Origin of the sequence: Paenibacillus pabuli NBRC 13638, from assembly GCF_001514495.1 — a bacterium.
GTDB classification, from domain to species: domain Bacteria; phylum Bacillota; class Bacilli; order Paenibacillales; family Paenibacillaceae; genus Paenibacillus; species Paenibacillus pabuli.
The window spans coordinates 695,431-720,616 of the sequence record NZ_BCNM01000001.1 but is presented as its reverse complement, the minus strand read 5'-3'; the positions used below and the strand labels follow the sequence as shown (position 1 = coordinate 720,616).

32 protein-coding genes are annotated in these 25,186 nt (G+C 43.8%); 3 read left to right on the top strand and 29 right to left on the bottom strand.

Annotated elements, in window-relative coordinates; translation table 11 throughout:
• Positions 1–276: 276 nt before the first annotated feature.
• From PPA03S_RS02780 to PPA03S_RS02765, 4 genes are all read right to left on the bottom strand, one after another.
• Complete coding sequence (locus tag PPA03S_RS02780; RefSeq protein ID WP_062319561.1) at positions 277–1,644, bottom strand: ATP-binding protein; 1,368 nt, start codon at positions 1,642–1,644, stop codon at positions 277–279.
• A gap of 237 nt (positions 1,645–1,881) precedes the next feature.
• Entirely contained in the window at positions 1,882–2,217 is a 336-nt protein-coding gene (locus PPA03S_RS02775; protein ID WP_062319559.1) for a YolD-like family protein, read from the bottom strand.
• A gap of 14 nt (positions 2,218–2,231) precedes the next feature.
• Positions 2,232–2,564, bottom strand: a complete 333-nt coding sequence (locus tag PPA03S_RS02770; RefSeq protein WP_174532099.1) for a hypothetical protein — start codon at positions 2,562–2,564, stop codon at positions 2,232–2,234.
• Complete coding sequence (locus PPA03S_RS02765) at positions 2,537–2,731, bottom strand: hypothetical protein (RefSeq protein WP_062319556.1); 195 nt, start codon at positions 2,729–2,731, stop codon at positions 2,537–2,539. The genes PPA03S_RS02770 and PPA03S_RS02765 overlap by 28 nt, the downstream gene beginning before the upstream one ends.
• Positions 2,732–2,974: 243 nt before the next feature.
• Here PPA03S_RS02765 and PPA03S_RS02760 point away from each other — a divergent pair, with 243 nt between their 5' ends.
• From PPA03S_RS02760 to PPA03S_RS33545, 3 genes are all read left to right on the top strand, one after another.
• Positions 2,975–3,832: an FRG domain-containing protein gene (locus PPA03S_RS02760; protein ID WP_062319554.1), complete on the top strand. Its 858-nt coding sequence runs from the start codon at positions 2,975–2,977 to the stop codon at positions 3,830–3,832.
• A 235-nt stretch (positions 3,833–4,067) separates the two neighbouring features.
• A complete protein-coding gene (locus tag PPA03S_RS02755; RefSeq protein ID WP_062319552.1) occupies positions 4,068–5,543 on the top strand; it encodes a hypothetical protein in 1,476 nt (491 codons plus the stop codon).
• 295 nt (positions 5,544–5,838) lie between these two features.
• Positions 5,839–6,567, top strand: coding sequence for a hypothetical protein (locus tag PPA03S_RS33545; RefSeq protein ID WP_062319550.1), 729 nt, complete (start codon positions 5,839–5,841; stop codon positions 6,565–6,567).
• 539 nt (positions 6,568–7,106) lie between these two features.
• Here the strand turns inward: PPA03S_RS33545 and PPA03S_RS02745 are convergent.
• From PPA03S_RS02745 to PPA03S_RS02630, 25 genes are all read right to left on the bottom strand, one after another.
• A complete protein-coding gene (locus tag PPA03S_RS02745; protein WP_062319548.1) occupies positions 7,107–7,301 on the bottom strand; it encodes a hypothetical protein in 195 nt (64 codons plus the stop codon).
• Positions 7,302–7,413: 112 nt separating this feature from the next.
• Positions 7,414–8,700 carry a GH25 family lysozyme gene (locus PPA03S_RS32145; RefSeq protein ID WP_082703962.1) on the bottom strand — a complete coding sequence of 429 codons (1,287 nt, stop codon included), beginning with the start codon at positions 8,698–8,700 and terminating at the stop codon, positions 7,414–7,416.
• Entirely contained in the window at positions 8,687–9,085 is a 399-nt protein-coding gene (locus PPA03S_RS02735; RefSeq protein WP_245683502.1) for a phage holin family protein, read from the bottom strand. Before PPA03S_RS02735 ends, PPA03S_RS32145 begins: the two co-directional genes overlap by 14 nt.
• 118 nt (positions 9,086–9,203) lie before the next feature.
• On the bottom strand, positions 9,204–9,335 hold the full coding sequence (locus tag PPA03S_RS34160; protein ID WP_281189002.1) for a hypothetical protein: 132 nt from the start codon (positions 9,333–9,335) through the stop codon (positions 9,204–9,206).
• Between the two features lie 50 nt (positions 9,336–9,385).
• The gene (locus PPA03S_RS02730; RefSeq protein WP_062319544.1) at positions 9,386–9,673 is read right to left on the bottom strand and encodes a hypothetical protein; all 288 of its coding nucleotides are present in this window, start codon (positions 9,671–9,673) and stop codon (positions 9,386–9,388) included.
• Between the two features lie 11 nt (positions 9,674–9,684).
• Complete coding sequence (locus PPA03S_RS02725; RefSeq protein ID WP_062319543.1) at positions 9,685–11,127, bottom strand: hypothetical protein; 1,443 nt, start codon at positions 11,125–11,127, stop codon at positions 9,685–9,687.
• On the bottom strand, positions 11,120–11,443 hold the full coding sequence (locus PPA03S_RS02720) for a hypothetical protein (protein WP_062319541.1): 324 nt from the start codon (positions 11,441–11,443) through the stop codon (positions 11,120–11,122). Before PPA03S_RS02720 ends, PPA03S_RS02725 begins: the two co-directional genes overlap by 8 nt.
• Entirely contained in the window at positions 11,443–12,096 is a 654-nt protein-coding gene (locus tag PPA03S_RS02715) for a putative phage tail protein (RefSeq protein WP_062319540.1), read from the bottom strand. The genes PPA03S_RS02720 and PPA03S_RS02715 overlap by 1 nt, the downstream gene beginning before the upstream one ends.
• A complete protein-coding gene (locus PPA03S_RS02710; RefSeq protein ID WP_062319537.1) occupies positions 12,093–12,917 on the bottom strand; it encodes a baseplate J/gp47 family protein in 825 nt (274 codons plus the stop codon). The genes PPA03S_RS02715 and PPA03S_RS02710 overlap by 4 nt, the downstream gene beginning before the upstream one ends.
• On the bottom strand, positions 12,914–13,357 hold the full coding sequence (locus tag PPA03S_RS02705) for a DUF2634 domain-containing protein (protein WP_082703961.1): 444 nt from the start codon (positions 13,355–13,357) through the stop codon (positions 12,914–12,916). The genes PPA03S_RS02710 and PPA03S_RS02705 overlap by 4 nt, the downstream gene beginning before the upstream one ends.
• 3 nt (positions 13,358–13,360) lie before the next feature.
• Positions 13,361–13,684: a hypothetical protein gene (locus tag PPA03S_RS02700; protein WP_062319534.1), complete on the bottom strand. Its 324-nt coding sequence runs from the start codon at positions 13,682–13,684 to the stop codon at positions 13,361–13,363.
• Positions 13,684–14,664, bottom strand: a complete 981-nt coding sequence (locus PPA03S_RS02695; RefSeq protein ID WP_062319532.1) for an XkdQ/YqbQ family protein — start codon at positions 14,662–14,664, stop codon at positions 13,684–13,686. Before PPA03S_RS02695 ends, PPA03S_RS02700 begins: the two co-directional genes overlap by 1 nt.
• A gap of 11 nt (positions 14,665–14,675) precedes the next feature.
• A complete protein-coding gene (locus tag PPA03S_RS02690) occupies positions 14,676–15,329 on the bottom strand; it encodes a hypothetical protein (protein WP_062319530.1) in 654 nt (217 codons plus the stop codon).
• A 3-nt stretch (positions 15,330–15,332) separates the two neighbouring features.
• Positions 15,333–18,641, bottom strand: a complete 3,309-nt coding sequence (locus tag PPA03S_RS02685) for a hypothetical protein (protein ID WP_062319528.1) — start codon at positions 18,639–18,641, stop codon at positions 15,333–15,335.
• Positions 18,642–18,793: 152 nt separating this feature from the next.
• The gene (locus tag PPA03S_RS02680; protein WP_062319527.1) at positions 18,794–19,204 is read right to left on the bottom strand and encodes a hypothetical protein; all 411 of its coding nucleotides are present in this window, start codon (positions 19,202–19,204) and stop codon (positions 18,794–18,796) included.
• Between the two features lie 38 nt (positions 19,205–19,242).
• Positions 19,243–20,145 (bottom strand): APC family permease, encoded by a 903-nt coding sequence (locus tag PPA03S_RS02675; protein ID WP_062319525.1) that lies wholly within the window; start codon positions 20,143–20,145, stop codon positions 19,243–19,245.
• Positions 20,146–20,212: 67 nt separating this feature from the next.
• Positions 20,213–20,656: a phage tail tube protein gene (locus PPA03S_RS02670; RefSeq protein WP_062319523.1), complete on the bottom strand. Its 444-nt coding sequence runs from the start codon at positions 20,654–20,656 to the stop codon at positions 20,213–20,215.
• Between the two features lie 3 nt (positions 20,657–20,659).
• On the bottom strand, positions 20,660–22,012 hold the full coding sequence (locus PPA03S_RS02665; protein WP_062319520.1) for a phage tail sheath subtilisin-like domain-containing protein: 1,353 nt from the start codon (positions 22,010–22,012) through the stop codon (positions 20,660–20,662).
• Entirely contained in the window at positions 21,993–22,241 is a 249-nt protein-coding gene (locus PPA03S_RS02660; protein WP_062319518.1) for a hypothetical protein, read from the bottom strand. The genes PPA03S_RS02665 and PPA03S_RS02660 overlap by 20 nt, the downstream gene beginning before the upstream one ends.
• Positions 22,238–22,708: a hypothetical protein gene (locus PPA03S_RS02655; RefSeq protein ID WP_062319516.1), complete on the bottom strand. Its 471-nt coding sequence runs from the start codon at positions 22,706–22,708 to the stop codon at positions 22,238–22,240. Before PPA03S_RS02655 ends, PPA03S_RS02660 begins: the two co-directional genes overlap by 4 nt.
• Positions 22,705–23,229, bottom strand: coding sequence for an HK97 gp10 family phage protein (locus tag PPA03S_RS02650; protein ID WP_062319514.1), 525 nt, complete (start codon positions 23,227–23,229; stop codon positions 22,705–22,707). The genes PPA03S_RS02655 and PPA03S_RS02650 overlap by 4 nt, the downstream gene beginning before the upstream one ends.
• A complete protein-coding gene (locus PPA03S_RS02645; RefSeq protein ID WP_062319512.1) occupies positions 23,219–23,542 on the bottom strand; it encodes a hypothetical protein in 324 nt (107 codons plus the stop codon). The genes PPA03S_RS02650 and PPA03S_RS02645 overlap by 11 nt, the downstream gene beginning before the upstream one ends.
• Positions 23,539–23,925, bottom strand: coding sequence for a head-tail connector protein (locus tag PPA03S_RS02640; RefSeq protein WP_062319511.1), 387 nt, complete (start codon positions 23,923–23,925; stop codon positions 23,539–23,541). The genes PPA03S_RS02645 and PPA03S_RS02640 overlap by 4 nt, the downstream gene beginning before the upstream one ends.
• A complete protein-coding gene (locus PPA03S_RS02635) occupies positions 23,903–24,232 on the bottom strand; it encodes a Rho termination factor N-terminal domain-containing protein (RefSeq protein ID WP_062319509.1) in 330 nt (109 codons plus the stop codon). The genes PPA03S_RS02640 and PPA03S_RS02635 overlap by 23 nt, the downstream gene beginning before the upstream one ends.
• Entirely contained in the window at positions 24,232–25,179 is a 948-nt protein-coding gene (locus PPA03S_RS02630) for a phage major capsid family protein (protein WP_062319507.1), read from the bottom strand. The genes PPA03S_RS02635 and PPA03S_RS02630 overlap by 1 nt, the downstream gene beginning before the upstream one ends.
• Positions 25,180–25,186: the final 7 nt, after the last annotated feature.

Genomic DNA, 25,186 nt, shown 5'->3' with positions numbered 1-25,186 from the left:
TTCCCCGATGATTTAACTTCGATATTCAGAACACGGTATACATTACACTCTTAAATCTAAGCGTACATCAAGTCCATCTTACTGCTCTTTTCGCTCACATACGTTTGTAGTTGTACAAGCTGATTTATTGCTTTCCATCTGAGTTTTATCCAAAGAAAGGTCATTTATATCTGGCCTTATTCGCAGAGATTGTGATCTTTTATGTGATGTATTTCATTTAGTGTGCAGTTAATCGTACGTTTCGAGTATTATTGCTGATACAAATAATTTAGTTTTCTACACTCGTTCCTCATGGATTACTAATTTCAAATCTTTCTCTTTGTATTCTCTTCCATTAATTTTTTTAGCTTTTATTTCTTCGATAAAATGATATTTCACTTCTATACTTCCGTCTGTTATTTCAATTGATTTGATACTTTCATTTATTAGACGACAAACTAACTCTTTTCCAAATCCAACTAAACTAAATAAGAAGTGTTCTTCTGGAAGCCAGGTACGATCCTCTTTTTGATATACTTTTTCGATTATCTTGTAGTGTTGAACACTTAAAGAATCTTTAAAGTCTATTACTTCCTCCCGAGACATATCAGACAAATAATCATATAGCTCAAATGCTTTGGGTTTAATAGTAAAAATATCAGTAGATTCCCTTGCTTTTAAATAATCATTATAATCTGTTCCCATCCATTCAACGAATAAACAGATATTTTTAGCCATGTCCCAAAGTACATTAGAAAAGAATGGACCTAAGTCCATTGTAAAAAGTTCATTTTTTTGTACAACATGTTGTATTATACTGAAATTAACTAAAGCTTCATCCCATATAGGACCTCTTCCCATATAGGAGGCTTTGAAAAAGAATGCCAAAGGGACATCGAAATACTTTGAGGCTCTTAAAATATGTTCTAACGTCGGAAACGCAAGTCCATCAAAATAGTCATTTATTTTATCCTCTTCAAAACCTAGCCATTTTGCTACCTCTAGTTTATTCAGTTTGGATTGATAAAAACATAATTCCTTAATCTTGTCTCCGAAATTCATTGCAGTAAATTCAAAGTTTCCATTCAAGTAATTATGAAAAACTTTATATTCAGTGTATGCGGACTCCTTATTAGCTTTTATAATTTCTTGTTCTTTTGGTGTAAAATTATATGAAGAAATTTTGTGCACTCGCGTTATTATCTGATTTAATTGTTCTATAGTCGCTTTAATGCTTCTTGTACCTCTTCTTACATAAACAGCTTCCGATTCTATAATTACACCTTTCTCAGATGAATATGTTTTAGGAGAATAGAACAGGCGACTAGCGCTTTTAACTTCAAGTAACCCAAACTTTTTAATTTCTTCGTTTAAATTATCTTCAAAGTAAAGTAATTTAAAATCAATAATCGTGTTTAAAGAAGATTCAATTTTTTGGGATAATTCTGCTTCATCTATTTCGTTTTCTACGCCTACTAACTCATGAGTTTTATCTTTAACTCCAAGTACTAAATAACCCCCATCAGAATTAGCAAAAGCTAGCATATCCTTTAAGACGTTATAGAACTTCTGTTTATTATCAATTGATAGGTTTTCTTTAAAGTCCCACTTATCATCTTCCCTACCTGTAGCCAATATTTCATAAAACTTGTCTTTATTTATCATGTAATCAGTCCTTTTTCGTGTTGATCTTAATTTAAATGCAGTATATAGTTCGCCTCAGATTTCAACTGAAATCGTATTTTAACGCAATCCTTCTCACAAATTAATCTGATTCATTTCCCTTGTAAATTTTTTGTTTACTTATGTAGCAGAAAAACACTCGACTAAAAATTATACAGACTGAACAATCCAGATTATAACAAGAAGTGCCCTGGCTATAAAGACCAAGGCACTTCTTTTTTATATGCTTGCTTTAATAATCTCTTCTATTCTTGGCCAACTGTAATCTTCATCACCACGTACAAGTTTGATTCTCCTGCTTGGCTTATCGATCGATGTTACAACGCCTCGCAGCTCCTCGTCATCAAACGGATTAAATACAGTCAGCGTGATAGATTTGCATTCCTGGTACGATTCAAAAATCGCTTCCTCAATGAGCTGCATTTCTTGTTCATCCAGGACTGGCTTTCCCCGTCTCTCCTGCACACTCATTTCGTTTAAGTAAGCTTCCCGATGTTCCGGAAGAATAATGCGAGATCCTTCAAAGATCCCGTTACCTGTCAATTTGCTTGCCACAGTTCCATTCCTCCTTAATATTGGGTCCAGTAATCAGTGTTATTGGTATTAGATGCTGTTGGTCTATGATCGACCTTAGGCCGCTCACCTTCACGCTCCCAGCCCTCTAAAATCACTATGTTAGACGTATCCGACTTATCTTCCCAATATATGTATTCAGCAGTCACAAGAGCTTCCAGCGCAGCCATGACGTCCGGTTTATGCTTACCTGTCTTAATCGTCAGTTCATGTATGGTCGGAAACCGACGCCGCCCACCTTTGTAGTTGTACAAGATCCTCAGTACCTTGCGTTGAAAATCCGTCAACATTTTAAGTCCCCCTATGCTGTCGTTCTTATAGGACGGCATGCCAGTAAACCAGATTCGCGAAATGTCCGTGGCTGCCCCGACAATAGATCATCAGCTTTGATCATTCCGGATCGGATGCTTTTGACCTGGATACGGCGTTTCGTGATCTTTCCGCTTTGGTCCTCGTAAATGATCTCCACCAACCACCCCAAGTATTTCACTGGCATGTTCATCCCTCCAATTTAACAGAACATTTGTTTGTTTTTAAACATTATATGCGAATATACGTTCGATATCCAACAAAAAAAATATCCATTCAAAATAATCAGATAATATCTACATTAAATTAAAAAAGGTCATTACAGTAATAGACGGTTAATAACTGCTTTTAAATGTTAAAACGTTGTGTTGGAATATTGGGACAGAAATGATAAATTAAAGATAGTTTAATTGAAGGGAGGTATTTTATTGTGTGGTTAGAAGTTGTTTTGAAATCATGGAGAGAATTCGAAAAATTAGTTAGCACATTTCCCCGAGGACAATGGATATATCGGGGACAATCAAATGCAGAATGGAAAATAGTTACTTCTTTACATAGAGAGTTTGATAAGGTACAAATGTTCAATGAATACATTAACATGGAAATTGGATTAAATTACAACTTAGCAGAAATGGAAATGACTAAAGAATTTATTTCATCGTATAATCTTTACTCAACTCATACTTTATATGAACCAAAAGAAACAGATTCAAAAGAGAGAGCTCTTTACTTTTTAGAGGCTTGGTCATTAATGCAACATTATGGTGCCCCGACTCGATTGCTTGACTGGACATATTCGCCATATGTTGGGGCTTTTTTTGCTGTAGATGGTGCAACGTCTGATTTTTGTATCTATGCACTAAAAATTAAAAACTTTTTAAATTATAATCATAGACTCGTAGATGAAAACGACGAATTACTGATAAAACCGGTATCGTTAGGTTTTACTAGCGATCCGTCATATTTTCAGACCTATGAGCCACTTAGGAAAAACGAAAGACTTAGACGTCAACAAGGCTTATTTATAGTATCAAACGAAAATTATGAACAATTTGATAAAACATTATTGAATTATCAATTAAATAAAGGAAAAATTAACGAAAAAGGTGAAATTGTGGCTTACAAATTCATTTTCCCTAAGAAATTCATTTTGGATACTTGGGATAATTTACAACGAATGAATATTAATCATGAGACTTTATATTCAGGGTTGGAAGGTTTTAGCAAGTCAATTAAGTTAGGTTTGCTAAACCGTAATGTTACCCAGTTTATTAAACTAAAGAAATGAATTTTATGCTTCAAAATTCAGTGAAGGATGCTCTCGGGATTAAATAATTGATCTAGGGCGGCCTATCGATCGCCTTATAAACAAGATCTTCAGAAGGTTCAGGAACAAGTTAACTAAACAAGGAATCCTGTAATTGAGGGTGTATATACTAATCAGTAAAAAAAATAAGAAGTACCACTTCGTATTGAGCAATATGGAAAGTATAAAATAATCTTGAATGAATTAGGTGAAAAATGTGGGCATCATAGAAAAAGAATCTTTATTATACAAAAAAACCTCTAGAACCTTAGGCTATATGGATTTTATGAATGGAAGGGTAACTTTGAATGTTTCCCCTAATATACATAAAAACACTATCAAAGGAATGAGGAGAGTTACTGCTCCCGAAAACAAAGTTAAAATCTTGCAACACGAACTAAATAACAATACTCATTATTCAGAAGATAAAATTAGATATCTACAAGAAATGACAACTTATTTCCATGAATTGAAGCATTGGCATGAATACGTGGGCACTAGTCTTGGTTACGAAATCTATAAAATTTATTTAGAGTATTATTCAAGGACAATAATGATTTTACGTTATATGGGAAACAACTCTAAACAAATAAAGTTACCTTTAAACTCTTTAAATTTCTACAACAAGGCAACAAAACAACATTATACTGAATACAACGATTTCCTTAATAGGTTTGGAAAGTTGAAAAATAGAAAAGTTTTTATTGTTGACAATATTTTTGAAGACGTTAGAAAGCTAAAAAGTAAGAATTTTAATAAAAGAATATTAAAGGATATCCCATTTTTCTTAGATGGATTAAATATAGAAGAAATTATATTTGCAGACGTTCCGTTAACAGGAATTTCTTTGCTAGAGGCCTCAGCTGTTCTTACTCAAGTTTTTGCAATCTACGATATATATGGTCTTGAAGAGTCGAATCTCTTCCTTAAACAAGCATTTGAGTCTCCTATACTCTGGGCATACAACTCAGTTATTAAATCAATGTTATGCGCACATCCAAATGTTCCAAATGAAATGATGCAGGCAATCATTACACATTCAATCACTTATCCCTTAGTAAAGCAACAGACAGCTGAGAATGATCCGATTGAACGATTTATGATATTCCTTGAAGAATTAAAAAAAACTGATGAAACACCCCGATCTCTCCCAGAGATTGAACAATGGATATTAAACATATACCGAAAGCTAAATTGGACGGAACCGAAAGACTTTCTAACAGAGCAAGTTATTGAGTCAGAAAAAATATTGAAACAACATCAACTCGAACTAGAGAAAACGGATAATTTCACTGATGCAATTGAGGATTATAATGCTTCCTATCACTCTGATAGATTGTACTTTTTACACAAGCTTCGTGAGAATATTATTTATTGGTCGAAAGATTATTATTATGAAGACACACCAAAACCACATGCAGTAAATTTAACTACGAGCTTCAAAAAACCATTACAATTTACAAATAATGAATTGAACTCTAGTTTGAGATGGTATTTTTCAACAAACATAATTGAACAGTTATTCTCAAAATCTAAGGAAGAGTTCATTTGCCCGTTCAAAGGCAAAAATGAATGTCCTGCTGAAACGGAATCCTGCGGTAAATTCCCCTTGCAGATGCCCCCTGATCATCCTGAATGCGAATTTCTTGTAACTTCATGCGAAATAGTTCTTCCGAATTGGGACATACTCTAAAAAATATAAAGCCCTCCAATGTGTCTGGATCATTAGAACGCTACTAGGCTGCTATGTTGTCACCGAGCACTGAGCTATGGATGAAGCAGTGGACACGTTGTCTGAAAAACAATATATGCAAACAAAAAAAGACACTGCCAGCGTTATGCCAGCAGTGCCCTTTTCACCGATTCTTTCGGATTTAGATATATTATAGCCCGTTTCGACATTTTTGTAAATTATTCCAATAAAATATAGAAACATTTTCCTAGGTCTGATAGACTATATCCATAATACATATATTGGAGGAAGAACCTTGAAGAAAGCTTTATTACTACTCTCTACACTCATGCTTACTGCCTCACTTACAGCTTGTGGATCAGACAAGACAGCAATTAAGGACGACAACCCCGCACAAGCCAAGGTAGAAGAAACAGCAGCTCCAGCAGCAGAGCCAGCTGCTGAGCCGGTTGTTGAAGAAGTGAAAGAAGAAGCACCATCTCCAGACGATATTTGGACGTATTACGATAATGCCACATGGTCAGACGATTTCAACGGCGTAAAATCCAGCATTGAGACAGTAGTCGTTACAGATCAAGCCCCTAAAGATTATGACGAAAACAATCTCACAGCATCGGCAGTTGGGGTCAAATTTAAGATCGAGAATACGACTGATAAGCTTTGGACTACATACCCAATTGTTACTCCGTTCTCTGTTGGTAACCAACAGCCGCTCACAACTGTGAGCGCTGCTACTTCTATCGTCCCCGCTTATTTCTCGGTTCCAGCTGGTTACGGACATGGTAAATTCTACTTCCTAAACAATGGAACAAGTAATCTAACTGTTACGATGACACACTCATCAGGATTAGAGTATATTGCAGCTACTGTTAAGCCGGGAGCAGCATATACTTGGAGAAGCACGGCGGGATATGCGCAAGGTATGCGCGGTGGTGATTATACCATCTCATTCCATTGTTCCAGTGGTGTAAATGCAAAGTGGTCTGCATTCGCTTCCAATAGCGTCACTGAAGCTAACGCATAAAACATTAAAATCCGTTACGACTGATTATTCACAAAAAAGGATTCGAGGCCATTATCGGCCCACCCATTAAGCCCTTAATGATTTAAAATCTTTACTTGGCTCAAGCCAAGCCTATGCTGAAGCATATACAGACAGAAAAGGGCAGCCCTTTATAGGCCGCCCTTTTTAATATTCGGAAATTACCCCTTGCCGGCAAGTTGGCCAACAAATTAATGTTCGTCTTTAACGTGATATTTACCCGGCTGCAGAAACGTTGCTCGGATCCAAATTGCATCTAGTGATGTGTCTACATTGTCTAAATCAAAAGAAGAACATAAGGAATTATGTATGAAGTTCGTTGAAGAAATGAGATCAGAAAGTGATGTATCTCCTGAAAAGTTTTTCGAAATTATGATGAATCACGTCTATGAGACAGCTTATCTCAAGGGGGAATACGACGAGAGGAAACGACAAGAGGCACGATCAAATAAGGCCCTGCCAGCTAAGTGCTGATAGGGCCTTTTGTATTGCCAAGCGCTTGGGATTACTTAATGATAAATTCAATTTTTGTTCCATTTATTGATGTATATAAGTCCTGCTACACCAATAAAAAATAAGACAGACATAGGCCCAGCCACCCCTAGCCCGAATGACCAGCCTGCAAGCAATGCAATTCCACAATAAATTAAAAAAATCATGCCTATGGAGGCGCGCCATGTGAAAATGACACTACCAAACAACGCAAAAAAATTCAAATTCCTCACCCCCTATTTTTCTCCCCATGACTTCTTAATAAAATAAAAATGCCCCGCCAGCACTGGCAGGGCATTTACCAATTCTTTCGGATTTAAGCGTAGATTACCACAATCACCCTTTTTGGTCAACGTATTTTAACAACCGGCTAACCACAACCGCCATTTCTTCACGGGTGACAGAAGCACCTGGTCTTGATCCATCGAAGAATTCCTTCGCTGTTACCTCTGCCCACGCCGATTCTGCCCATTTACTTACAACGTTAATATCCCTTACTGTCACTGGCTTGTCCCCCTTCACGGGCGTCTGCCCATAGTAGTTGATTAAGTATTGGGTAGGCTCAACGACGCCAGCTTCTGTGGCTGTATAACCAAACTGAGGTGAGCAAGCTTTACGAACTTCATAATGCAAATGTGCCCCGCTGCTGATGCCGGTACTGCCTTGCTTGCCGATCAGTTGCCCACGTTTTACTTGTTGGCCAACTTTTACACCTGCAGCTGAAAGATGGGCGTATACGTGTAAATAACCTTTGTCATCTTTGATGGCCACTACGATTCCATAATTACCGAAGCCGGATCCGGACACACCCATTTGGGCATGTGTCACTTCACCAGCCACAAATGCATTGATTGGTCCGTCTGCAGGTGTGACAACGAGATCCACGCCCCTGTGAAACTTGTTAGCCCCGCTCACTGGATGCTTTCGCATGCCGAATGGACTTGTGATCTTGTACCCGTCAAATGGATTACTCATGTCTTGCTCCTTTCCATATCGCTTCTTTAAATCAGTCAGGCTGCCGTTGAACTCATTGAGATCCACGTTGCCGACAATACCCGGTACTTTGCCAGCGTCGCTATATTGCCATATGGTCCAGGTCTTCCATGCAGGCTGATCATCTGGAACCTTTGTGTTACTATAACGGGCAATCCATAAATCATAACCTGATAAACCAGAATCAAAGTTGCTTGCAAATGAATTGCCGGTATAGATGATCGGTTTGACACCCGTCAGCCGTTCCAACTCCGTCAGGAATGCTTTGGCCACAATGTTGATCTGTGTCTTGCTGATCCCGTTCGGATTGTTCTCGTAGTCCATAACAGGCGGGAGTTGCAGGGCTTTCGCCCCGCCGATCTCCTCGAGGGATTTTGCATAATGGGCTGCCTCTGCCTTTGCTGCAGCTGCCGATGTGGCTCGTAGGAAATGATACGTCCCAACCATCAACCCAGCCGACAACGCCCCCTTAACGTTGGCCACAAAGTTTGGATCTGTGTACGTCTGGCCTTCAGTAGCTTTGATGAAGGCAAATTCTCGTTTGTCAGCTTTAACAGCTAGCCAATCAATCTTCCCCTGGTAACGGGAAACATCAATGCCTTGAACATTGTTATCCTTACGCGCTTGCACCTGTACCAGCTCCTTTATCGTTGTCGTTTCCACCTTTACCCTTCAGGACTTCAATTGCCTGCTTGATTACGGCGGGGATAGGCGCACCCATTTTTCCGCCATTTTCAGTGATCGATAACAGCTCATTTGCGATATAGAAGAATGCCACAGTGTCACGGAACAAATGCCCATCACCAAGAATCCCATCCACCAAATGGCCAACCGCAACCATGGCAAAAATAAAGACCTTACGGGCGATCCCTATAAGGCCAATTTTACTTTTCAACCCTCCATTAGAACCGGCTGCCACGACACCTGTAAGATAATCAAGCACCACGAACACCAGCAATACTCCCAACACTCCAGACCAACCCCCAAATAAATAAGACACTAACCAGCTACCCATTGCCAAAGCCCATTTCCCCACGTTCTCCAATTTCCTATCCCCCATCTATTTAATATGAAAAAAGCCCCCTGACCACTCCAGAGGGCATAAAAATAGCGTTCCATATTTGGAACGCTTGTTACTTATCAATTAAAAATTCAACTCCACTTTCGGTCAAAATAATGTCAACTTCTTTTCGCAGAGAGATAGGTACCGTCTTGTACTCTGTTGTTCCGAAAATAATACGTTGTGCAAAGAACATAGCTACCATGGTATCACCTCCTTCCAAGCGTAGGAGCAGCCAGAATAGGAGTCGCTGGATCATTCATACACCTTTATTGCTATTTCTGCTATTACATCATCAGTAAAAGCCGCTCGTTCTGCAAGAGCCTTGCTCTGAGCTTTCAGAAGTGTGTTATCTTGCTTCAAATTCTCGAAATCTTCACTCGGGACCGATACATACACAATTGGCGGTTGATTAGGTTCATCACCAAACACGATATAATTCCCATCAATTAACCTACTCTCTTCTAACAGGTACTTATCTTTGTTTTTATCTATTAGATCTAAGCGCTCAGATTCGTTATTGTACTGGTATGTGTACTTCATGATACCCTCCTTTAACCCAGTAATGTTGTTGTTATATCACTGACACCGATTTTAAAATAACCTATAAAACCACCGTAGATACTGTTTGTCCCGTACGCATATAATTCGATTACATCACCAGCATTAACAGCTATATCTTCTGTAAGATAGGTTGGGTATTGAGTAGATGCTGCGTATTTATTCCCACGAGCGACACCATTAACATACGTTTGTGTATATACTTGGCTACCAATAGATTCTCCTGAAGGTGAGTTATTTAAAGAACAGGATACTCTATAGGTACCCGCATAGTTTGTACGAATTCTGTATGTTGGTGTTGGTGTAGTAGAGGAAAACGACCTCGGACTTGGATATTCATATAACGTTTGGGTCCCTGGTAATAAGCCCAGATCTAGAGTACCTGTGATATCAAAAACCTTGACACCTTTTTTTATATTAGCAGCCTTTAGATTTGCGTCCCCCAATATGACAATATCCGTTTCATAATTGCCTTTGGTTTTAGTTTGGTTAGTTGTATTTGGTGTAACCGTACCACCGACACCTCTATTGGGTATTGTGCCTTCTGTACCAGCGATGATTGTTCCCTCAAGTACCTTATCTGCTGGAACGACCACACTTGGTACGATAATGTCACCCCCGTAAATCCCAGCTGGATGTGTTTTAGTACTCCCCCCAGGTGTTATTGTCAATGTGCCTGTGGTGCGTTCTGGTAACGTGCCTACAATATCAACTCGCTCCGAATTAGAGAAGCTTTTGCCCTCCCGTACATCTGATGGATTAGCATTACCTTTAGCTCTCACCACTCCTTTCATTTTGGTAATTAACTGTGACCATGTATCAGATGTGGATGCCGAAATCCCCATAGCAATAAGCGCGGCAACCACATCCGCTTTTCGCTCATTGCCAAGCTGCTTTGCCTCCAATGCCACCTCATAAGCTTCTTGGATGCTTAAGTTAACACGTTGATCACTCGTGGAAATAACACCGCTGGTATCAGTGACAACATAAAAAAGCAACAAACCAGCTTTGGCCGTTGCCTGTGATGTTGTCTTTTTAACCACGCCATCAATGTCCACGTATAGATATTGTCCTTGAGTTGGATTCAAAGCCATTTCTCCGGCAGTTATTTCATAGCGGCGCCCACCTACATAGGCGACACCAGCTGTCCAACTTGCCTTTAACCCTTCAGCACTACAAACCAGCCCCATTAAACCATCAATCACAGCAACAAAGTTGCCGCCCATTTCTTTAGCCAGCTTTTCAAGGAGTGTGTGCGCGGATTCGATGCCGCCTTCCATCGTGTTAAGCCTGTTTGAAGTAATTCGGGTACCAGCTTGTACGAGCTCAAACAATGGTCGTCCTGTTTGCGGGTCCGTCTTTTGTTTCCCAGATGAATCTAAAATGGGCCGGGTCATATCCGGGATCTCGTCCAACCACGTTTGTTTGTTATACACCTGTCTTCACCTCCAGCTTTATATTGAATTCGAACCCGATCAAATAGCCGCGATCATTCTTGATCACGTTTTGTGCCTGATTGGCCAGCGTACGCCCTTGGTCGTCCATGAGCGATGCGCCTAGGATCTGTTTGCCGACCAAATCGGTGTCAGCAAGAAATACATATTTGCGGACGCTTCTTCCGGAAATAACTGTATTGTGAATCGGGTACGGGACAAGTTCCCCGCCAACATTGACCAAAGCATGGTCAAAATATGAATCCACACTATTGACCACATTATCAAGCAACAACGGTTGAATAACCTCAGCAGCCATTATGTTGACCCTCCTTGCATTGGTATTTCTAAACCTGTAATTGGACTATCTATCCGGGCCGACGTGGTTACTGCCCCCGTTGTGATTGTCCCTTGTGACAAAGTTCCGCTTGTTCCAAGTTCGATCGGCATTTCAAGTCCACAAATCGGGAAGTCTACGCTGTATCCATAGGCTTTCACGCCCATTGTGATGGTCGACTTGGGGGCTTGGACAACCGGTACACCCCTGTTAATATGGACCGGGCGAATATATTCGAAATCGGCAAATAACCCCGCCAAATTGATCGGGGCGCCAGCATCATATTCGAAGTGGATTTCCTTGGCGAGAAACTCTTCCGTCACCTTTAAAAGCTTGCCGTATTGCGAACCAATTTGTCGTAGGATCGGTAGCTTAAATGGCTTCTTGGCCAACCTTTTTCGTCGAATGGCTTCACGACGGTTTGCCAACGATCCTACCTGTTCCGTCCGGAAGTAGATCCATTCCCAAAGACCAAGCCCCCAGGTCGCCCGCTGCAGCAAGAACTGATCCACTAATTCATCCATCTTCTTCTCACGCAGATCGATTTCTTCTTCCATTACTCCAAAATGCCAGCCTGCTACTTCGTTTTCATACCAATACGGCGGTAAAACTTCCCGGTACCGAACTGGAATCATAGCAGCACCACCTCAACCTGCAGGAACGATACAGGTGGGACATCAACATCCTGAACATCATCATTAAGGGTAAAGTCACTGTAGTTCTCCACGCCTGGCACGAGCAAGAGAGCGGCAATATAGTTGTATAACAGCTTGCTGCGACCGTTAGCATATGCAATTACCCGTTGGCGGATCAGTTCGACCAGTTGCTGTAGATCTTCAATTGTTTGCAACGTGGCTTTAACGGTAACAAGGAAGATCGGAGCAGGATACACGGCCAGGTCATGGCCAGCAATACGGTATTCCTCCCACATCAACGCTTTGACTTTCTCCGCAAACTCGGCTGTGATTGGTTGTCCGGCCATGTCGGTCAGATACAGATCAATAGAATTGTCATGGCGTTCCTTTTCCACGGCCACAGCTCCACCCACGCCTTGGATCTCTTTGGCCCAAATTTCATAGTCCTTTCGGCGGCCGTTGCCTTCTTCAACAAAAGCACGATCAAGAATACGCAGGCGGTAATCATCGTTGGATTCGCCTTCCTTCCGGACCATACCATCAGCCCATCCATGGCCGTCCAAAAATTCATCATCTGCCCAGATCGGTGTGGACTGCAACACGCCATAGCCCCACAATTCTTGCTGTTCAGCAATCTCCTGAGCGATAGGGTACCAAAGATCATAGAAGTATTCCCCTTCGCCCACAGGAGGCGGTGGCAGCCCTCTTTCGTTGGCCATCGTAATTGCCCGGTTAACCCATCGTTGATAGATCATATCTGGGGTTTCTTCCAGCACAGGAACAGCGGGGAATTTGGGCAAATCATTAATCGTCAAGCTCATGTATCGATCACCTCATTGAGTTCGGCGACGCCTACAAGACCCGTTATCTGGATGGTTAAATCCATACCCCGATCAACACGTGTCATTGACGTTACCTCGGCTTGCTCAATCTCCGGGTGAGCCGTCAGCGCTTCTTCGATATCGCGGATAATTTCAGTGTCTTCCCATCCTGGCCATTCTGATTTTTCAACGCCCATGTCAGCACCGTATACAACATATTGGAATCGCTCGGTACAAATGATCTTCATGGCGGTTTCAACAAGAAATTCCTCATAACTGGTTGTCCGCACTGGACGCCCCGACTCATCCAGAACAGCCCTGCGGTTACGGTAGTCCATTTTGTACGTCCATTTGGTTGCAGAAGGAATGTTGTCCACCAAATCGGTGACGTCTACTTCTTCAAGATCCAAATCCGGGAATAACGTTTCGTCCTCATCCATGCACTAACGCTCCTTTCCTAGCACGTAATAACGCTGACCAGTCATGCGGGAAACAAGGAGCCTATCCCCGACTTCTAACGGACTTGGTATCAGGAGTTTGCCTTTTAAGATCGTTGGTTCTGGTTCCACAACGTCAAATGTGACCTCAATTTCCCGTTCTTGCAGGTAATCTGCGAAGACCAGACTTGCCGACTCATAGGGATGAGGATCTCCATCCACCTCAATCTTTGCAGTTGGCCAGCTCAGGAGGGTTGCACGCTCAGTATCCCGCGCATCAATATGCCCCGCCACCTTCTGTTGTAAAAGTTTCATTGCATCACCCATCATTACGCTTCCCTCCGTTCCAAAACCAACTTGACCGTAAATATGCCCTTGCTCCAGGTCGTATCGGCGCTCTCCACGATCCATTTGGTGACCACCGTCGTCTTGATCAGCACGAGCCAGCCAGCCCGTAGCCCTGCCAAAGTATGATCTTCATGACGAACGGTGATCTTCTTGATCTGCTTAGGTTTGGACATCGCCTTTACCCGTTGCGTCGCCACTGTCGTTGGATTCTCGTCTTCCTCGACTTCAATGATCTCTTCCATCCGGCCAAACGTCTTCAAAGCTGCAGCATTGGTTTTCGTAATAGATGCTGCCAGTTTGTCATCCTTGTACTTCTGCGCGGTAACCACCGTGTACGTTTCCTCAATGTTATAGCCTGCACTGCTGGCTTCCATTTGTTCGGGCACGAAAATAGGAACAACCTCGTTCTTGCCCTCACGAACCACCTGCAGGTAAAAATTTGTTTCCGTCCGGACAACATCCACATGGTATCGGTAGCCGCTACGCTCATATGCTTTTTGCAATACGTCCAGGATGATCTCAGAATGCGCCAGGGTCCCATATCGCTCATCCAGATTAAAGCCGAGATTAGGACACCGGAAATCGACGCCAGTCGTCTGGATGTACCTCTGCAACTCAGATCCTGCTTCGCCCTTCAGGTATGGTCTGGTGCCTTTGTTCTTTGCCAAATACCAACCAATCTCTCGGGCTTTAATCTCCCAAGCACCTGTAAATTCATCTTGTTCAAAGTCGATAATGGGACCGTGAAAGAACTGGTTCTTATGATGAAGAAGGGACTTACCTATCTTATGGGAAAAGCACATCAGCATACCGGCCACGCTAATCGTGGGGATGTCACGCAGCCGAACAGTCATGTTACGCGCAATTTCGTCCCGTTGAGAAGACCATGATATATCGGTTATAGCAGGAGCAAGGGCCGCCCTGGCATCTTGCTTTCCGTATACAACTGCAAATTTGTCCATGACCGACCCCCTTACTTCATTTTTTTATTTGCCGCCGCAATCTTGCTCTTGCGACCAGTATAGTCAAAATCACCCGTTACATTATCTGCAGCTTCCTTCGCAGCAGCTGAACTCTTCTTCTTATCTGTAGCTTTTTTCTTCTTTTTGGTCGATTTCTTTTTGTCCTTTTTGCTGGACTTGGCCGTTGTATTGGGTCGACTCTTGGAAGACTTCGTTATAATCACGCCAGGCTTCAGGAGTTGCTTCGTGTTACTGTAAGAAATGATTTTCACAGGCTTGTGTTCAACCAGTGACATAGTGATATGAATATTGCCTTGGCCATCTTTATAAACGATCTCCATGTTCTCGATCAACATGGTCTGGGAAAAGAGTTCATCGAAGTTCAATACAACAGGCTTTGGCTTCCACTTCTCCAGTAGTTGCCACGTGGTTTCTGGTCGCTTATAGGTGACTGTCTGTTTCTTATCCGTCTCCCACAGTTCCCGCCATTCACGAGGCAAAATGGTCGTAAAAGAAACCCGCTGCAGCTTGGCAGTGGGTTTCCCTGTACGCTCTTGTCCGGTGATAACGGGGAATGTATCCACGTCATTCCCCGTTGTAATTTGTACCTCGGCTGGAGTGATCGGGAAGGTCAGCCGGATGGCCCCTTGAGACATCGCCAACATGCGTTAACCCCCTGTCTCCAATGCTTTGTATATTTCTTCACCTGCTACATCACGGATCAGTGCACGCCCTTCAGGGCTTGTCAGAGCCTTGGCAAAGGATTGGAAGTCTGTTATGCCCGCTGCAATCCCTCCGAGATCGATTGTGACATTGCCAATCGTTACAGACTTGCTTCCACTGGATGCCTGCGCAGACAACGGAGTCGTCCGGACGGGAATGGCACTGCCGGACAAATTCGGACCTTCAATGCCATCCACACCGTCCCGCATTGTCCCAGCAATCTGGTTCATGCGTTCTCGAATCGAATCTGGTCGTAGCCCATCCGAGAACATGGAAACGAAATTCCCCGCCCATCGGTCCGACTTACTGGCAGGTCCCTCCTTGGTCGGAGAACTAAAACCAAGGTAATCTTTGATAACCCCTGCAGCTTTGGAAACGATACTTGTCAATGTCGGGAATTTACTTTGCATTCCCGCCGCCATCATACTGATCAGATTGCTGCCCCAGGTGCTTCCTTTGCTTGAAACAGTAGAGAGCGATTCAAGATGTTGCCGAGTAAGATCAATCGCGCTTTTGGCCGATGAGCTCACACCACTAAAACTTAATGCAGCTTGGCCGTTGCCGCTGATAATGTCCCTTGTGCTATTCTTTGTTGTAACGCCCAGATCCTTGGCTTTCTGTTCGGTTTCCTTGGCTGCCGTACCAACGGCTTTGACGTTACTTTCAGCCTCTTTGGACTCAGAGCCTTTGAACATACTCACTAATTTATCTTTAATATGATCTGCGGCTTGAGTGACGCCGCTCTCGTTCATTGCATCTGTAAGGCCTTGCTTAAGCCCGCTCTTTTGTACATTGGAAACAACACTTTCCATCGTTTCCTTGATTTTTTGTTCGCCTTCCTTCGTCGTGGATGCGGTCGTTGAGATAAAAGCTTCTTTCGGCAACTGAGGCGTGACAGGAACCGACTTCGGTTCTTCCTTCGGACCAAACCCCATCCATCCTTTGATTGAGTCTGTAAGATTTGAGACACCCTCCACCATGTCACGAGTAAGTCCACTCGAATCAGCAAGAGCACCAAGTTTCTCACCTGCCCAACTACCAACCGCTGCACCTGCAGCTGTACCAAGAGGACCAACAAGTGATCCCAATAGACCGCCCACTGCCCCACCTGCCAAGCTACCGACAGTTGAACCACCCTTTGTGGAGATGGCTTCTTTCCAACCTTGTTCTTTTGCTGTGCCATACATGTCATAAGCCGAGAAACCAACATTAGCAATTGTGCCAAGCACACCAAGGCCTTTCATGACACCTTTAGCTGCGCCACCGACACCTTTTACACCCGTTGACAACAAGCCATCCGGCCCAAGCTTTGGATTAATTTTAGGCGTTTTGGGCGTCTTAGCAGAAACGTCTTTAACTTTCGACTTCGTTGACGTTTGCGGCTTTGACTTCTTATCGCTCACAATATCCGTTCTGGTTGTATTTTTGGTCGAAGTGTTGGATTTCGACTTTGATCCACCTGATCCGCCATTCCTTCTGTTCTTACGTCTGTTCTTGCTATTTCCTCCGCCGTTACCACCCATGATGCCATTAACGTAAACACGAGTTGCATTAACGTTCATACTGGACACAAGATCAGATCCGCCGATTGGAGAAGATCCTCCACCACCAAACTTACGAGTGCCGGGAATTTTGTTCCATGCCCACTTTCCTGCGCTAGTAACATCACCGTAAAGATTCTTAGTTCCCTTCACCATACTAACTGTGCCCTTGAGAGCAAGCACACCAGCCAAACTAATCATTAAATAGTTGAAAAAGGTGTCGTATTCCTTATAAAGACTTACGGCTTTCCCAATTCCCGTTGCGATCCCTGATCCCAACGCCTCTATTTGTGCTTTGTTATCTGTCAACAAGGTATTGAATTCCTTCATTGCAGGGACGGAGGCTTGCATGATTGTACCGCCAATGTCCTGCATTTGCATCTGAATCTGAGCCTGTGACTGTCTGTATTCAGTCATTGGATCAGATGCTTGTTGCTGAGAAACCATTCTATCAGCCGTGCCGGTCATGTCAGGCGCTTTCTCAAAGGCAACGCCATACGTCTTCAAGATTGAGTCTGCATTATCTTCACCCGTTGCTGACCCCAGCTTGGTCAATGACTGCTTCAATTCATTACGGTCTTGGCTGGCCATATCAGCAAGTAAAGCAGCTATCGCGCCCTGGGCTCTCTGTTTATCCCCGGAATTGATGTCTGCAGCAAAAGCTTCAGCTTGTCGTGCAGCATCTTTCTTTCCTGATCCCCGAGCACCAAAGTAATCAGCCATGTCGTCAGCATTAAGAGCCTTAACCCCAAAAACTTCCTTAAAGAAATCGCCCGGCTTGTCGAAATTAAAGGCCCCTTCTTTTACCGTTTGACTTAGAAAATTACTCATTTGAGCTGAGCTTGTGCCGCTACTTGCGAAGTAGGGGCTATATTCCCAAAACGTATCCGCTAGGTCTTTTTGGGGATCTCCTACTGACATGTAAGCATGAGCTATGCTGTCAGCAACTTGCGAATAGGATTCCTTAAAGTTTTTAGCTGTTTGGGTGACTGCTCTCTGCATTTCCTCAGATCCGGAATCGGGAATGACTGCTTGTAGTTTCGTTGTGGCCGCGAAGGCTTCGCTAACCTTAGATTTGTCCTGGACCATAGGTGTAAGGGTAGAAAGTTCAGCAGCTCCTGTGGCTCTATCAGAGATAAGCCCTTGAGCAACTAATCGGTCATTTGTGGCCATAACATCTGAACGCTGCTGAGTTGATAAGTATGGGGCAAGCCGTGAAGATTCCTTGTAATAATCCCCTACACCACCGAACACTGCATCCGACATGCCTCCACCCAAAACCAACCCACCACCGAGGGCAGCAAGCCCGGATATTTTGGCAGAAATGTTATCGACCAGCGGACTGATTTGATCGTCGGCATGTAGTCTTACATGGGCATCAGATACACCCTTTACCTCAGCATCTGCACGAGACACAGAACGACGGAAGTTCTCGGCGCTGGAACGTGCCCGTCGGAATAAGTCCCCGACCACAGCACGACCGAGCTGCCTTGTTTCGTCTGCAGCTCGTCCGACCTGGGCTCCAAGATCACGCGCTGACTCCCCTGCACGATGTATGGACGATGAAAACTCACTGCCCATACGATCTGCAGCACGGCGAAGACCACCAACATCGTCTTGCGTATTTCTAAGCCCGCTCTGCATACGACGCAGTGTACCAGATACGAGATCCCTTGCTTCAATAGGTACGGTTATTCTACTGGCCGTAGCCATATCTTTCACCCCTCCCTATTTCTTATTGAGCTTCTTCATTTCTTCTTCGGCCAACATCGATGCGGCCAAACAAAAATGATACTGCCTGTTCCGATTAACTTCATACGGCAAGACTTCGGAAGGTAATTTCTTCTGGTTAATCCAAAAGGATGCTATCCAGCTTGCTTCGCCGTCTCGCCGGATGAGTTTTTTGCTTCTTTAAGCAACTCTTCCTTTGTTTCTTGGAAGTTACGAACCGCCTTGGCCAACACAGCATAGTGATCAGGGTTGTTTAACATACGTGGCGGTAACTCGTTTTTGTTCACGCAATTGTACGCCTTCAGAAGTTCAATGTTTTTCCAATCGAAATCATGCTCTGTGGCTTTTACGATCATGGCATCAATGTCATTGAACGACCCCTTTTCTGTGCCATCATCGTTATATGCTGCCTCATAAGCGCGGCGCAGGTCCATAGTGGTCAGACGACGCACAGACCATTTTTCCCCGTCCACTGGCACTTCAATTTGTTCAGGTTTAGCCGCCTCTGTACCGGCAGCGAGATACTTCTGTAATTTGTCACTCATTGGTTGTTCCTCCTTTTTTGTTAACAAAAAAGCCCCTATTATTTTAGGGGCTCTTGGTATTCGGTTTGAGGTGTTTCCTTAGGTAACAATTTCAATATCCTCAAACCCAATTCTATGGCTTCGTAAATTTCAATTTCGTTAAAAGCAGAATTATGTCCATGGGCTGCGTAGTTTCGAATCTTCATGAACTTCTCATTCAGAATCCATATATCTTTAGAAATTATTTTTTTATTAACTGCTTCTTTCATCGCAGCCCTATGGTTCAGATACATCTTGTTATTCTCTTTGAGAACAAGTAATCTAACTCGTTTTTCAATTTCAGAAGAAATGAGGATAATAAGGGGCACAGGGTGATCAATTAGTTCTTTTATTTGTTCTTCAAACGGATCCCTTTTAACTTTTTTTGTTGACACCTCATATTCTTCCGGAGCTTCTTTGACAACATCTTCTTCGTTTAAAGAATCATTCTTTGGTTCTTTGTTATCTTTGATTAGATTCTTAGTCTGTTTTTCCTCAACCTCTTCAACTTTATCTTTCAATTCCTGAACAATTTCGGACAATTCTAACTCAAAATCACCTTTTTTGAATCGTTTGATTCTAAGCAACAGATCTTTTAAATCTGGAATCAGCGTAGTGACTATTAATAAAACCAAAATGTAAAGTGAAGTGTTATCAAACCGGATGTTGTCCGAGAACATTCTTAGAATAATGACTGTTATACATAGGGAAATAATGCTAACTTTGAGTATGTTATTTTTATACCGAACAGTTCTCTTATAAAGTTCCACAAGCCTTCTATGATTCCAAACGACTAGCCCTGATACTATAAAGAAAAGAACATAGCCATCGATCTTAATGTTAGGAAGCCTTATAAAGTCTGGTAAAAATAAACGTACTACTCCAAGTAATAATAGAATTATGGCTATAACACGCACTATCATACATTTCCCCCGAGTCAATTATCAATTACATAATATTACCACAAGTTTTCCGACTTTGGGGTATTTATTAAGCCATATAATCCGGGAACTGTTCCACAAATTCAAAGTCTGTAGCAGTTCCTTCAAGGGTAATATCGATTCCGGTATTACTGTCGATCTGGGCGACCAAAATGTCCATGTTACCGTGAATATGAATACCCGTCAGAAGGACCCGTTCCGTATTTCCTGTTTGCATGTCTTCCAAGGAACCAGTGATGCGATCGAGGAACATGGTTTTACCTGCTTTAAAAGCCTCCAACAGACGATAACGCAACCTGGATTCCAATTTGGACATGACCAGTTTTACCGGGATTTCATAACCTACGATTTGTTTTGTCTTCGCCATTCGGCGAGCTCGGACAACATCCAATGTTTCAGGATTCAGTGTGACTTCAATTTCCTTGATAGTCTGAACTTTATCCCCGTTATCGTCTTCACAAGAAAGATTCCGGCCAATTAGTTCGCGTTCCATCTACTATGCCACCTCCCATGTAATATAGAATGCTTCGATGGCATCGAGCGGTTTGGCGAACAGCTTGAAATAAGCGTAATCGAAGTCACTCACATTGTTCGGATCTTCCGTGAAGGTATAACCTTCATCAATCGCTTTTTGGCTCCTGCGGATTGCCAGGTATTCAAGCACAGCCGCAATAAACATGCCCCGGCCATCCTTATCATTGTCAAGTTTAGCCTTCCACTTCTTGGCCGTGGAATAGATATCGTTCAGCACCTGATCAATCGTCATGGAGACACGGATCTTGCCAAAGTCTTCACGTTCACCTGCGCCCATCGTGGTCAGTGTATTCACTGCAGACTCAATGATGTAGTCATAACCGTCACGAGTTGCCATCAGAGTGCCTTCCGCTAGTCCTTTCATGACTTCCGAATGGCTCCAGTCAATTGCTGCAACTGTCATAGGGACCTTAACACCAGTAAATGACCTATTGGCAGGAGTACCAGCCATTAGACCAGCCAGCCAAGCCGCCCATTGCACCGAGTTGTACGTCTTCCCATTAATGTGTGTACCAGCGATGGCACAGTTAACGATGTATCGGGCGTTCATAGCTCGGCTACGGGCATTATGCTTATCAATGTCGGTGTCATCCAATGCAATGCCAGCAACGACCAACTGAGCAAGTCTGCGAGCCTTTGTACGGCGATCAAGCAACCATTGTTTAGCAGCTGCTTGGACGGCTGCATCCGTGGATGGCAGATAGAACACATCGAACGTCAAACCATCCACCCGATTAAAGATCCGACTCCAGTCTGACGTCGTGATTGTCGATGAACCAGATACGGCGCCCGTAAGCGCCGTGTATGCCACGTCCGCCCAAGCAACAACACCTGTCGATTTGAAGCGGATCATATTGGACTTCTTCAGGGCTTCTTCTGCAGCAGCCTTATCGGCAACTGTGAAAGTTTCTGTGTCGTAAATCCCTTTGGTATCTCTGATGATGATCTCTTTCTTGGAGGCATCAACCAAGCTGGCACGGATCATATATTCAAAATCATTACCGCGCAGTCCTGGGTAACGTGCTTCAATTGTGTAACTGTCGGTAACTGCTGAAGCAGCAGCCTTTTCAGAACCGTTTGTTACCCGGTACCCGACCACAGTCGCCCCAGTTTCGGATGCCAGCTCCAATTCATCAACCTGCAGGCCGCTTTCCTTCAAACGTTCGGAAGTGTCAGCCATATCAATGGCTTGGTTGGCCGCCCCCCATTCCGCTTGGTAAGGGATCAGTACACGGCCTGTCACTGGCACGACTCTGGCCTTGGCCAAAGCGATCAACTCAACATATCCCCCTGGTCTAACCCTCTGAATCGACATTCAACGATTCCTCCTTTTGTACCGCTGGTTGCAAATATGCTTCCAGTCGGTTTTGTACTTCCTGCTGGGATAGCAGGGTATCAGCTTTGCAATCAAAAAGGGCGCCCGCCACCTCGAAGCGTTCATGCTTCAAGGCGGCTGCACCCTCAATCCATTCCTGTTTGGTCCGCTTGTTCAGGTCCTCCTGGACAGCAGCGGCGACAAGCTTATCCTTGCGTGCTGTGCTCATGGGGTGAGCTCCTTTCCATATCCAATGTGAAATTCATTTATCTTTGGTACCGGAACCTTCGGCACTGCCAGAAGATATGAATACCTGCAGGTGACCTCAATCCGATCTTTTTCGGGTCGGTTACTCGGTGGTTCCATCACCAATGCCACACCAAAGCGTTTTGAAGCGTAGCAAAACCGTTGTTGCCGTAAGAATGTGAACAACGGATCCAGATCAATGGGGATGGGTTCCCCCTCGTCTTCTTCCGTTACTCGCTCCTTATCAAAATGGAACACAAGTCCCACATCCTCCACAATCCGGTTAGCCCGCGGGGTATGGGTCTTGTCTGACACAAGATCCGTTTCAATGAACACCGATGGCCGTTCGAAATTACCAGCAAGCCATTGCGTCCGATCCCGCAGGATGGTCAGGTCCGGATAAACATGCCGTACAATCTCAGCCCAAGCTTTCAATCCTGCATCCATCATCGCAGCACCCTTTCTAGCTCTATTTCAAGCCGCCTTATGATGAGCCTGTTCATGCCGCCTTCGAACTGAGTAACGGCAATGTCAAAGTATCGTCGGCCAATGAAGCTACGCGGTTTTGCCATGAATCCAGTCTTGGCATTTCTGTCATACACAAATGATCCACCACTGTTCCAGTATCCCGGTACCCAATGGGCTTTGTGAATCGTGTAACCGTCATTGATCAGACGCGGATAACCCCATGCTCCCTGATCGTTTGAACCGGACCCAAGATCAGAACCGACTTCCAATGTGATAGAGTTCCTGTCAACATCCCATTCCCATACGTTTCCGTCGCCACCACGGGTAAATGAGTTCCACATCAGGCCGGTATCAATAATGCCTTGCCTATCGATTTCGTCAATGATGTGGTTTAACAACGTCTCCCCCAAAGCTTCGGCAATGTTGGTCAGAACCCGCTTCATCCCTTGATCAGCCAGTTTTCTGAATCTACGTGCCAACCCATCAAAGTCATTAACGATCATTGCCTTTCACCTCACATGTCATCAGCAGCTCCATCCAATAGCGGCGAGGATTCGCATCGATGACTCGAAAACGACGACCGAACAATACAATTTCATCGCTGATTCTCACATCAGCCGTTTTGGCCACGCCGATCGTTTTCTTCACGATGTACATCACGGGTTTTGCATCAGCCTTGTCGGATGTCTCCGTCTTGATAACATGGCATTTGAGATCCGCAATTTTGCCGCTCTTCCGATCATTGAACAGATCATCACCGTCCCGCTTGCTGCCTACCCGGTAAACGGCAAGCGGCGTTTTAAACCGATGGTTCACAACAAATAGGCCGTGATGTTGCCATCGTCCGGCCCTTCCTGTTGTTTCTTCACCCAAAGGAACAAGATTGCGTCCACGTCCGGGTTACCCGTGGTCATGCCTGCAATCGCTTGTCGGGTGTATGTCCAAGCCCCATCGCTCTCTGAAGCATAGTTCCGAGCGACAGCAGCCAAATATTCCTCACTGTCCTGTAGGGCAAGCCCTTCAGCCAGCTTCACCCATGCGAGCATGAGCTGCCGATCCACTTCTTCAGGGAAAGGAATGGGCAAATACAACTCAATCCGTACCTGGGCGTCATCGATGTACTGTTCTAACTGCTCAGGTGTTGCCTCTTGGATTGGTGAGACACGGCTGCGGGTTTTAAGAAGTTGGGGCGTTAGCATAAGGATCATCCTTCTGCGACAGGGCTGCCAAGGCTTCAATCAATTCGGGCTTGTTCATGGATGAATACCCTTTGATACCCGCAGCCTTCGCTTGCTCCTTCAATCCGGTTAGGTTCGGTTCATCTTCCTTGCCGCTATCATCCACTAATGGAGCGGGTTCCGATTGAACTTCTTCAACCGTAAAGTCCTTCTCCTGCGCCAACTTCTCCGCAACCTCCGAAGAAACGAGTAGAGGTTTTCCTGGTTCAAAGCGATGATTGTATTTTGTCAGTGAAGTGTTTTGACCATTAAAGGTAACCTTATGCATCAGAATTGCACCCCTTCCGCCATTGCAACAGCACCTGGCTCTTCAAAAATGAAGTCCCCATCAGCATGCGTGGCATAGAATCGTTTGTCCTCTGTTACAGCCGCTTTACCTTCGGTTGTCTTACGGATGATCATGTCATAAGTATTTACAATGACAAAGTTCGGTTTATACGTGAATAGAACAGCACCCTCAGGCATATGTGGCACTTCTTCCACATCGTAGTTGTTGATTCTCTTTTGTGCGCCCAAAATCTGAATTTGAATAGAAGCACTGGTATCTTTCGATGCCAAATGTTCCAAACGTTCAGAAAAAGTGTTAGGGTGCATGAAATACTTAAACTGTCCGCCATTACGCAACCTTGTTGGCACAGAACGTTCCAAACGGAAGAAGATACCGAGCTTCCCTGCTGCGTCAAGCGTAGACCAATCGGTGAAATTCCCTGTGTTACGAGCCTTTTTCAACCAACCATCAGCAATGCTCAGGAAGTCATAATCAGGATCAGTGTTCAGAGTGCTCATATCACCATTAAAGCCCAAGTCCTGCATGTTTTCGCCAAAGTTTCGGGTCATGCCACCCATGATGATTTCTTCAATGTTCTGTTTCCGAACCCGCTGTTCCATCCGAATCTTCTCTTCCGTGATCTCATACTGGAGAGTTACAGGAACAACAGAATAAGGAACTTGTTGATACACAGGTTCAGTTTGCTTACCAGCGGGATTCCCCTCTCTTTTCTTACGTAGGTTTCGCCCTGTCACGCCGATCTTGTCAATAGTACCCTTCGAACTGTCTCGGGTTTCAGTCCGGATTCCTTTCAAGAATTCTGTGGATTCGTATGCCATCTGCAAAAATGCATCGACTTCCTCATAGTTCATCGCTGCTGGATCAAGTCCAGTATGGATTGCGCCTTTGCGAATGCTGCTGTTTGCGATTTGTCCGTTGTTTCTCATATGTTTA

Bases quoted from the DNA above. Each gene is read 5' to 3' on its own strand.
- PPA03S_RS02780 (WP_062319561.1), bottom strand. From the start codon at position 1,644: ATGATAAATAAAGACAAGTTTTATGAAATATTGGCTACAGGTAGGGAA.
- PPA03S_RS02770 (WP_174532099.1), bottom strand. From the start codon at position 2,564: ATGCCGTCCTATAAGAACGACAGCATAGGGGGACTTAAAATGTTGACG.
- PPA03S_RS02765 (WP_062319556.1), bottom strand. From the start codon at position 2,731: ATGCCAGTGAAATACTTGGGGTGGTTGGTGGAGATCATTTACGAGGAC.
- PPA03S_RS02735 (WP_245683502.1), bottom strand. From the start codon at position 9,085: ATGGGTAGCTGGTTAGTGTCTTATTTATTTGGGGGTTGGTCTGGAGTG.
- PPA03S_RS34160 (WP_281189002.1), bottom strand. From the start codon at position 9,335: ATGGTAGCTATGTTCTTTGCACAACGTATTATTTTCGGAACAACAGAG.
- PPA03S_RS02730 (WP_062319544.1), bottom strand. From the start codon at position 9,673: ATGAAGTACACATACCAGTACAATAACGAATCTGAGCGCTTAGATCTA.
- PPA03S_RS02720 (WP_062319541.1), bottom strand. From the start codon at position 11,443: ATGGCTGCTGAGGTTATTCAACCGTTGTTGCTTGATAATGTGGTCAAT.
- PPA03S_RS02715 (WP_062319540.1), bottom strand. From the start codon at position 12,096: ATGATTCCAGTTCGGTACCGGGAAGTTTTACCGCCGTATTGGTATGAA.
- PPA03S_RS02710 (WP_062319537.1), bottom strand. From the start codon at position 12,917: ATGAGCTTGACGATTAATGATTTGCCCAAATTCCCCGCTGTTCCTGTG.
- PPA03S_RS02705 (WP_082703961.1), bottom strand. From the start codon at position 13,357: ATGGATGAGGACGAAACGTTATTCCCGGATTTGGATCTTGAAGAAGTA.
- PPA03S_RS02700 (WP_062319534.1), bottom strand. From the start codon at position 13,684: ATGATGGGTGATGCAATGAAACTTTTACAACAGAAGGTGGCGGGGCAT.
- PPA03S_RS02695 (WP_062319532.1), bottom strand. From the start codon at position 14,664: ATGGACAAATTTGCAGTTGTATACGGAAAGCAAGATGCCAGGGCGGCC.
- PPA03S_RS02690 (WP_062319530.1), bottom strand. From the start codon at position 15,329: ATGTTGGCGATGTCTCAAGGGGCCATCCGGCTGACCTTCCCGATCACT.
- PPA03S_RS02685 (WP_062319528.1), bottom strand. From the start codon at position 18,641: ATGGCTACGGCCAGTAGAATAACCGTACCTATTGAAGCAAGGGATCTC.
- PPA03S_RS02680 (WP_062319527.1), bottom strand. From the start codon at position 19,204: ATGAGTGACAAATTACAGAAGTATCTCGCTGCCGGTACAGAGGCGGCT.
- PPA03S_RS02675 (WP_062319525.1), bottom strand. From the start codon at position 20,145: ATGATAGTGCGTGTTATAGCCATAATTCTATTATTACTTGGAGTAGTA.
- PPA03S_RS02670 (WP_062319523.1), bottom strand. From the start codon at position 20,656: ATGGAACGCGAACTAATTGGCCGGAATCTTTCTTGTGAAGACGATAAC.
- PPA03S_RS02665 (WP_062319520.1), bottom strand. From the start codon at position 22,012: ATGTCGATTCAGAGGGTTAGACCAGGGGGATATGTTGAGTTGATCGCT.
- PPA03S_RS02660 (WP_062319518.1), bottom strand. From the start codon at position 22,241: ATGAGCACAGCACGCAAGGATAAGCTTGTCGCCGCTGCTGTCCAGGAG.
- PPA03S_RS02655 (WP_062319516.1), bottom strand. From the start codon at position 22,708: ATGATGGATGCAGGATTGAAAGCTTGGGCTGAGATTGTACGGCATGTT.
- PPA03S_RS02650 (WP_062319514.1), bottom strand. From the start codon at position 23,229: ATGATCGTTAATGACTTTGATGGGTTGGCACGTAGATTCAGAAAACTG.
- PPA03S_RS02640 (WP_062319511.1), bottom strand. From the start codon at position 23,925: ATGCTAACGCCCCAACTTCTTAAAACCCGCAGCCGTGTCTCACCAATC.
- PPA03S_RS02635 (WP_062319509.1), bottom strand. From the start codon at position 24,232: ATGCATAAGGTTACCTTTAATGGTCAAAACACTTCACTGACAAAATAC.
- PPA03S_RS02630 (WP_062319507.1), bottom strand. From the start codon at position 25,179: ATGAGAAACAACGGACAAATCGCAAACAGCAGCATTCGCAAAGGCGCA.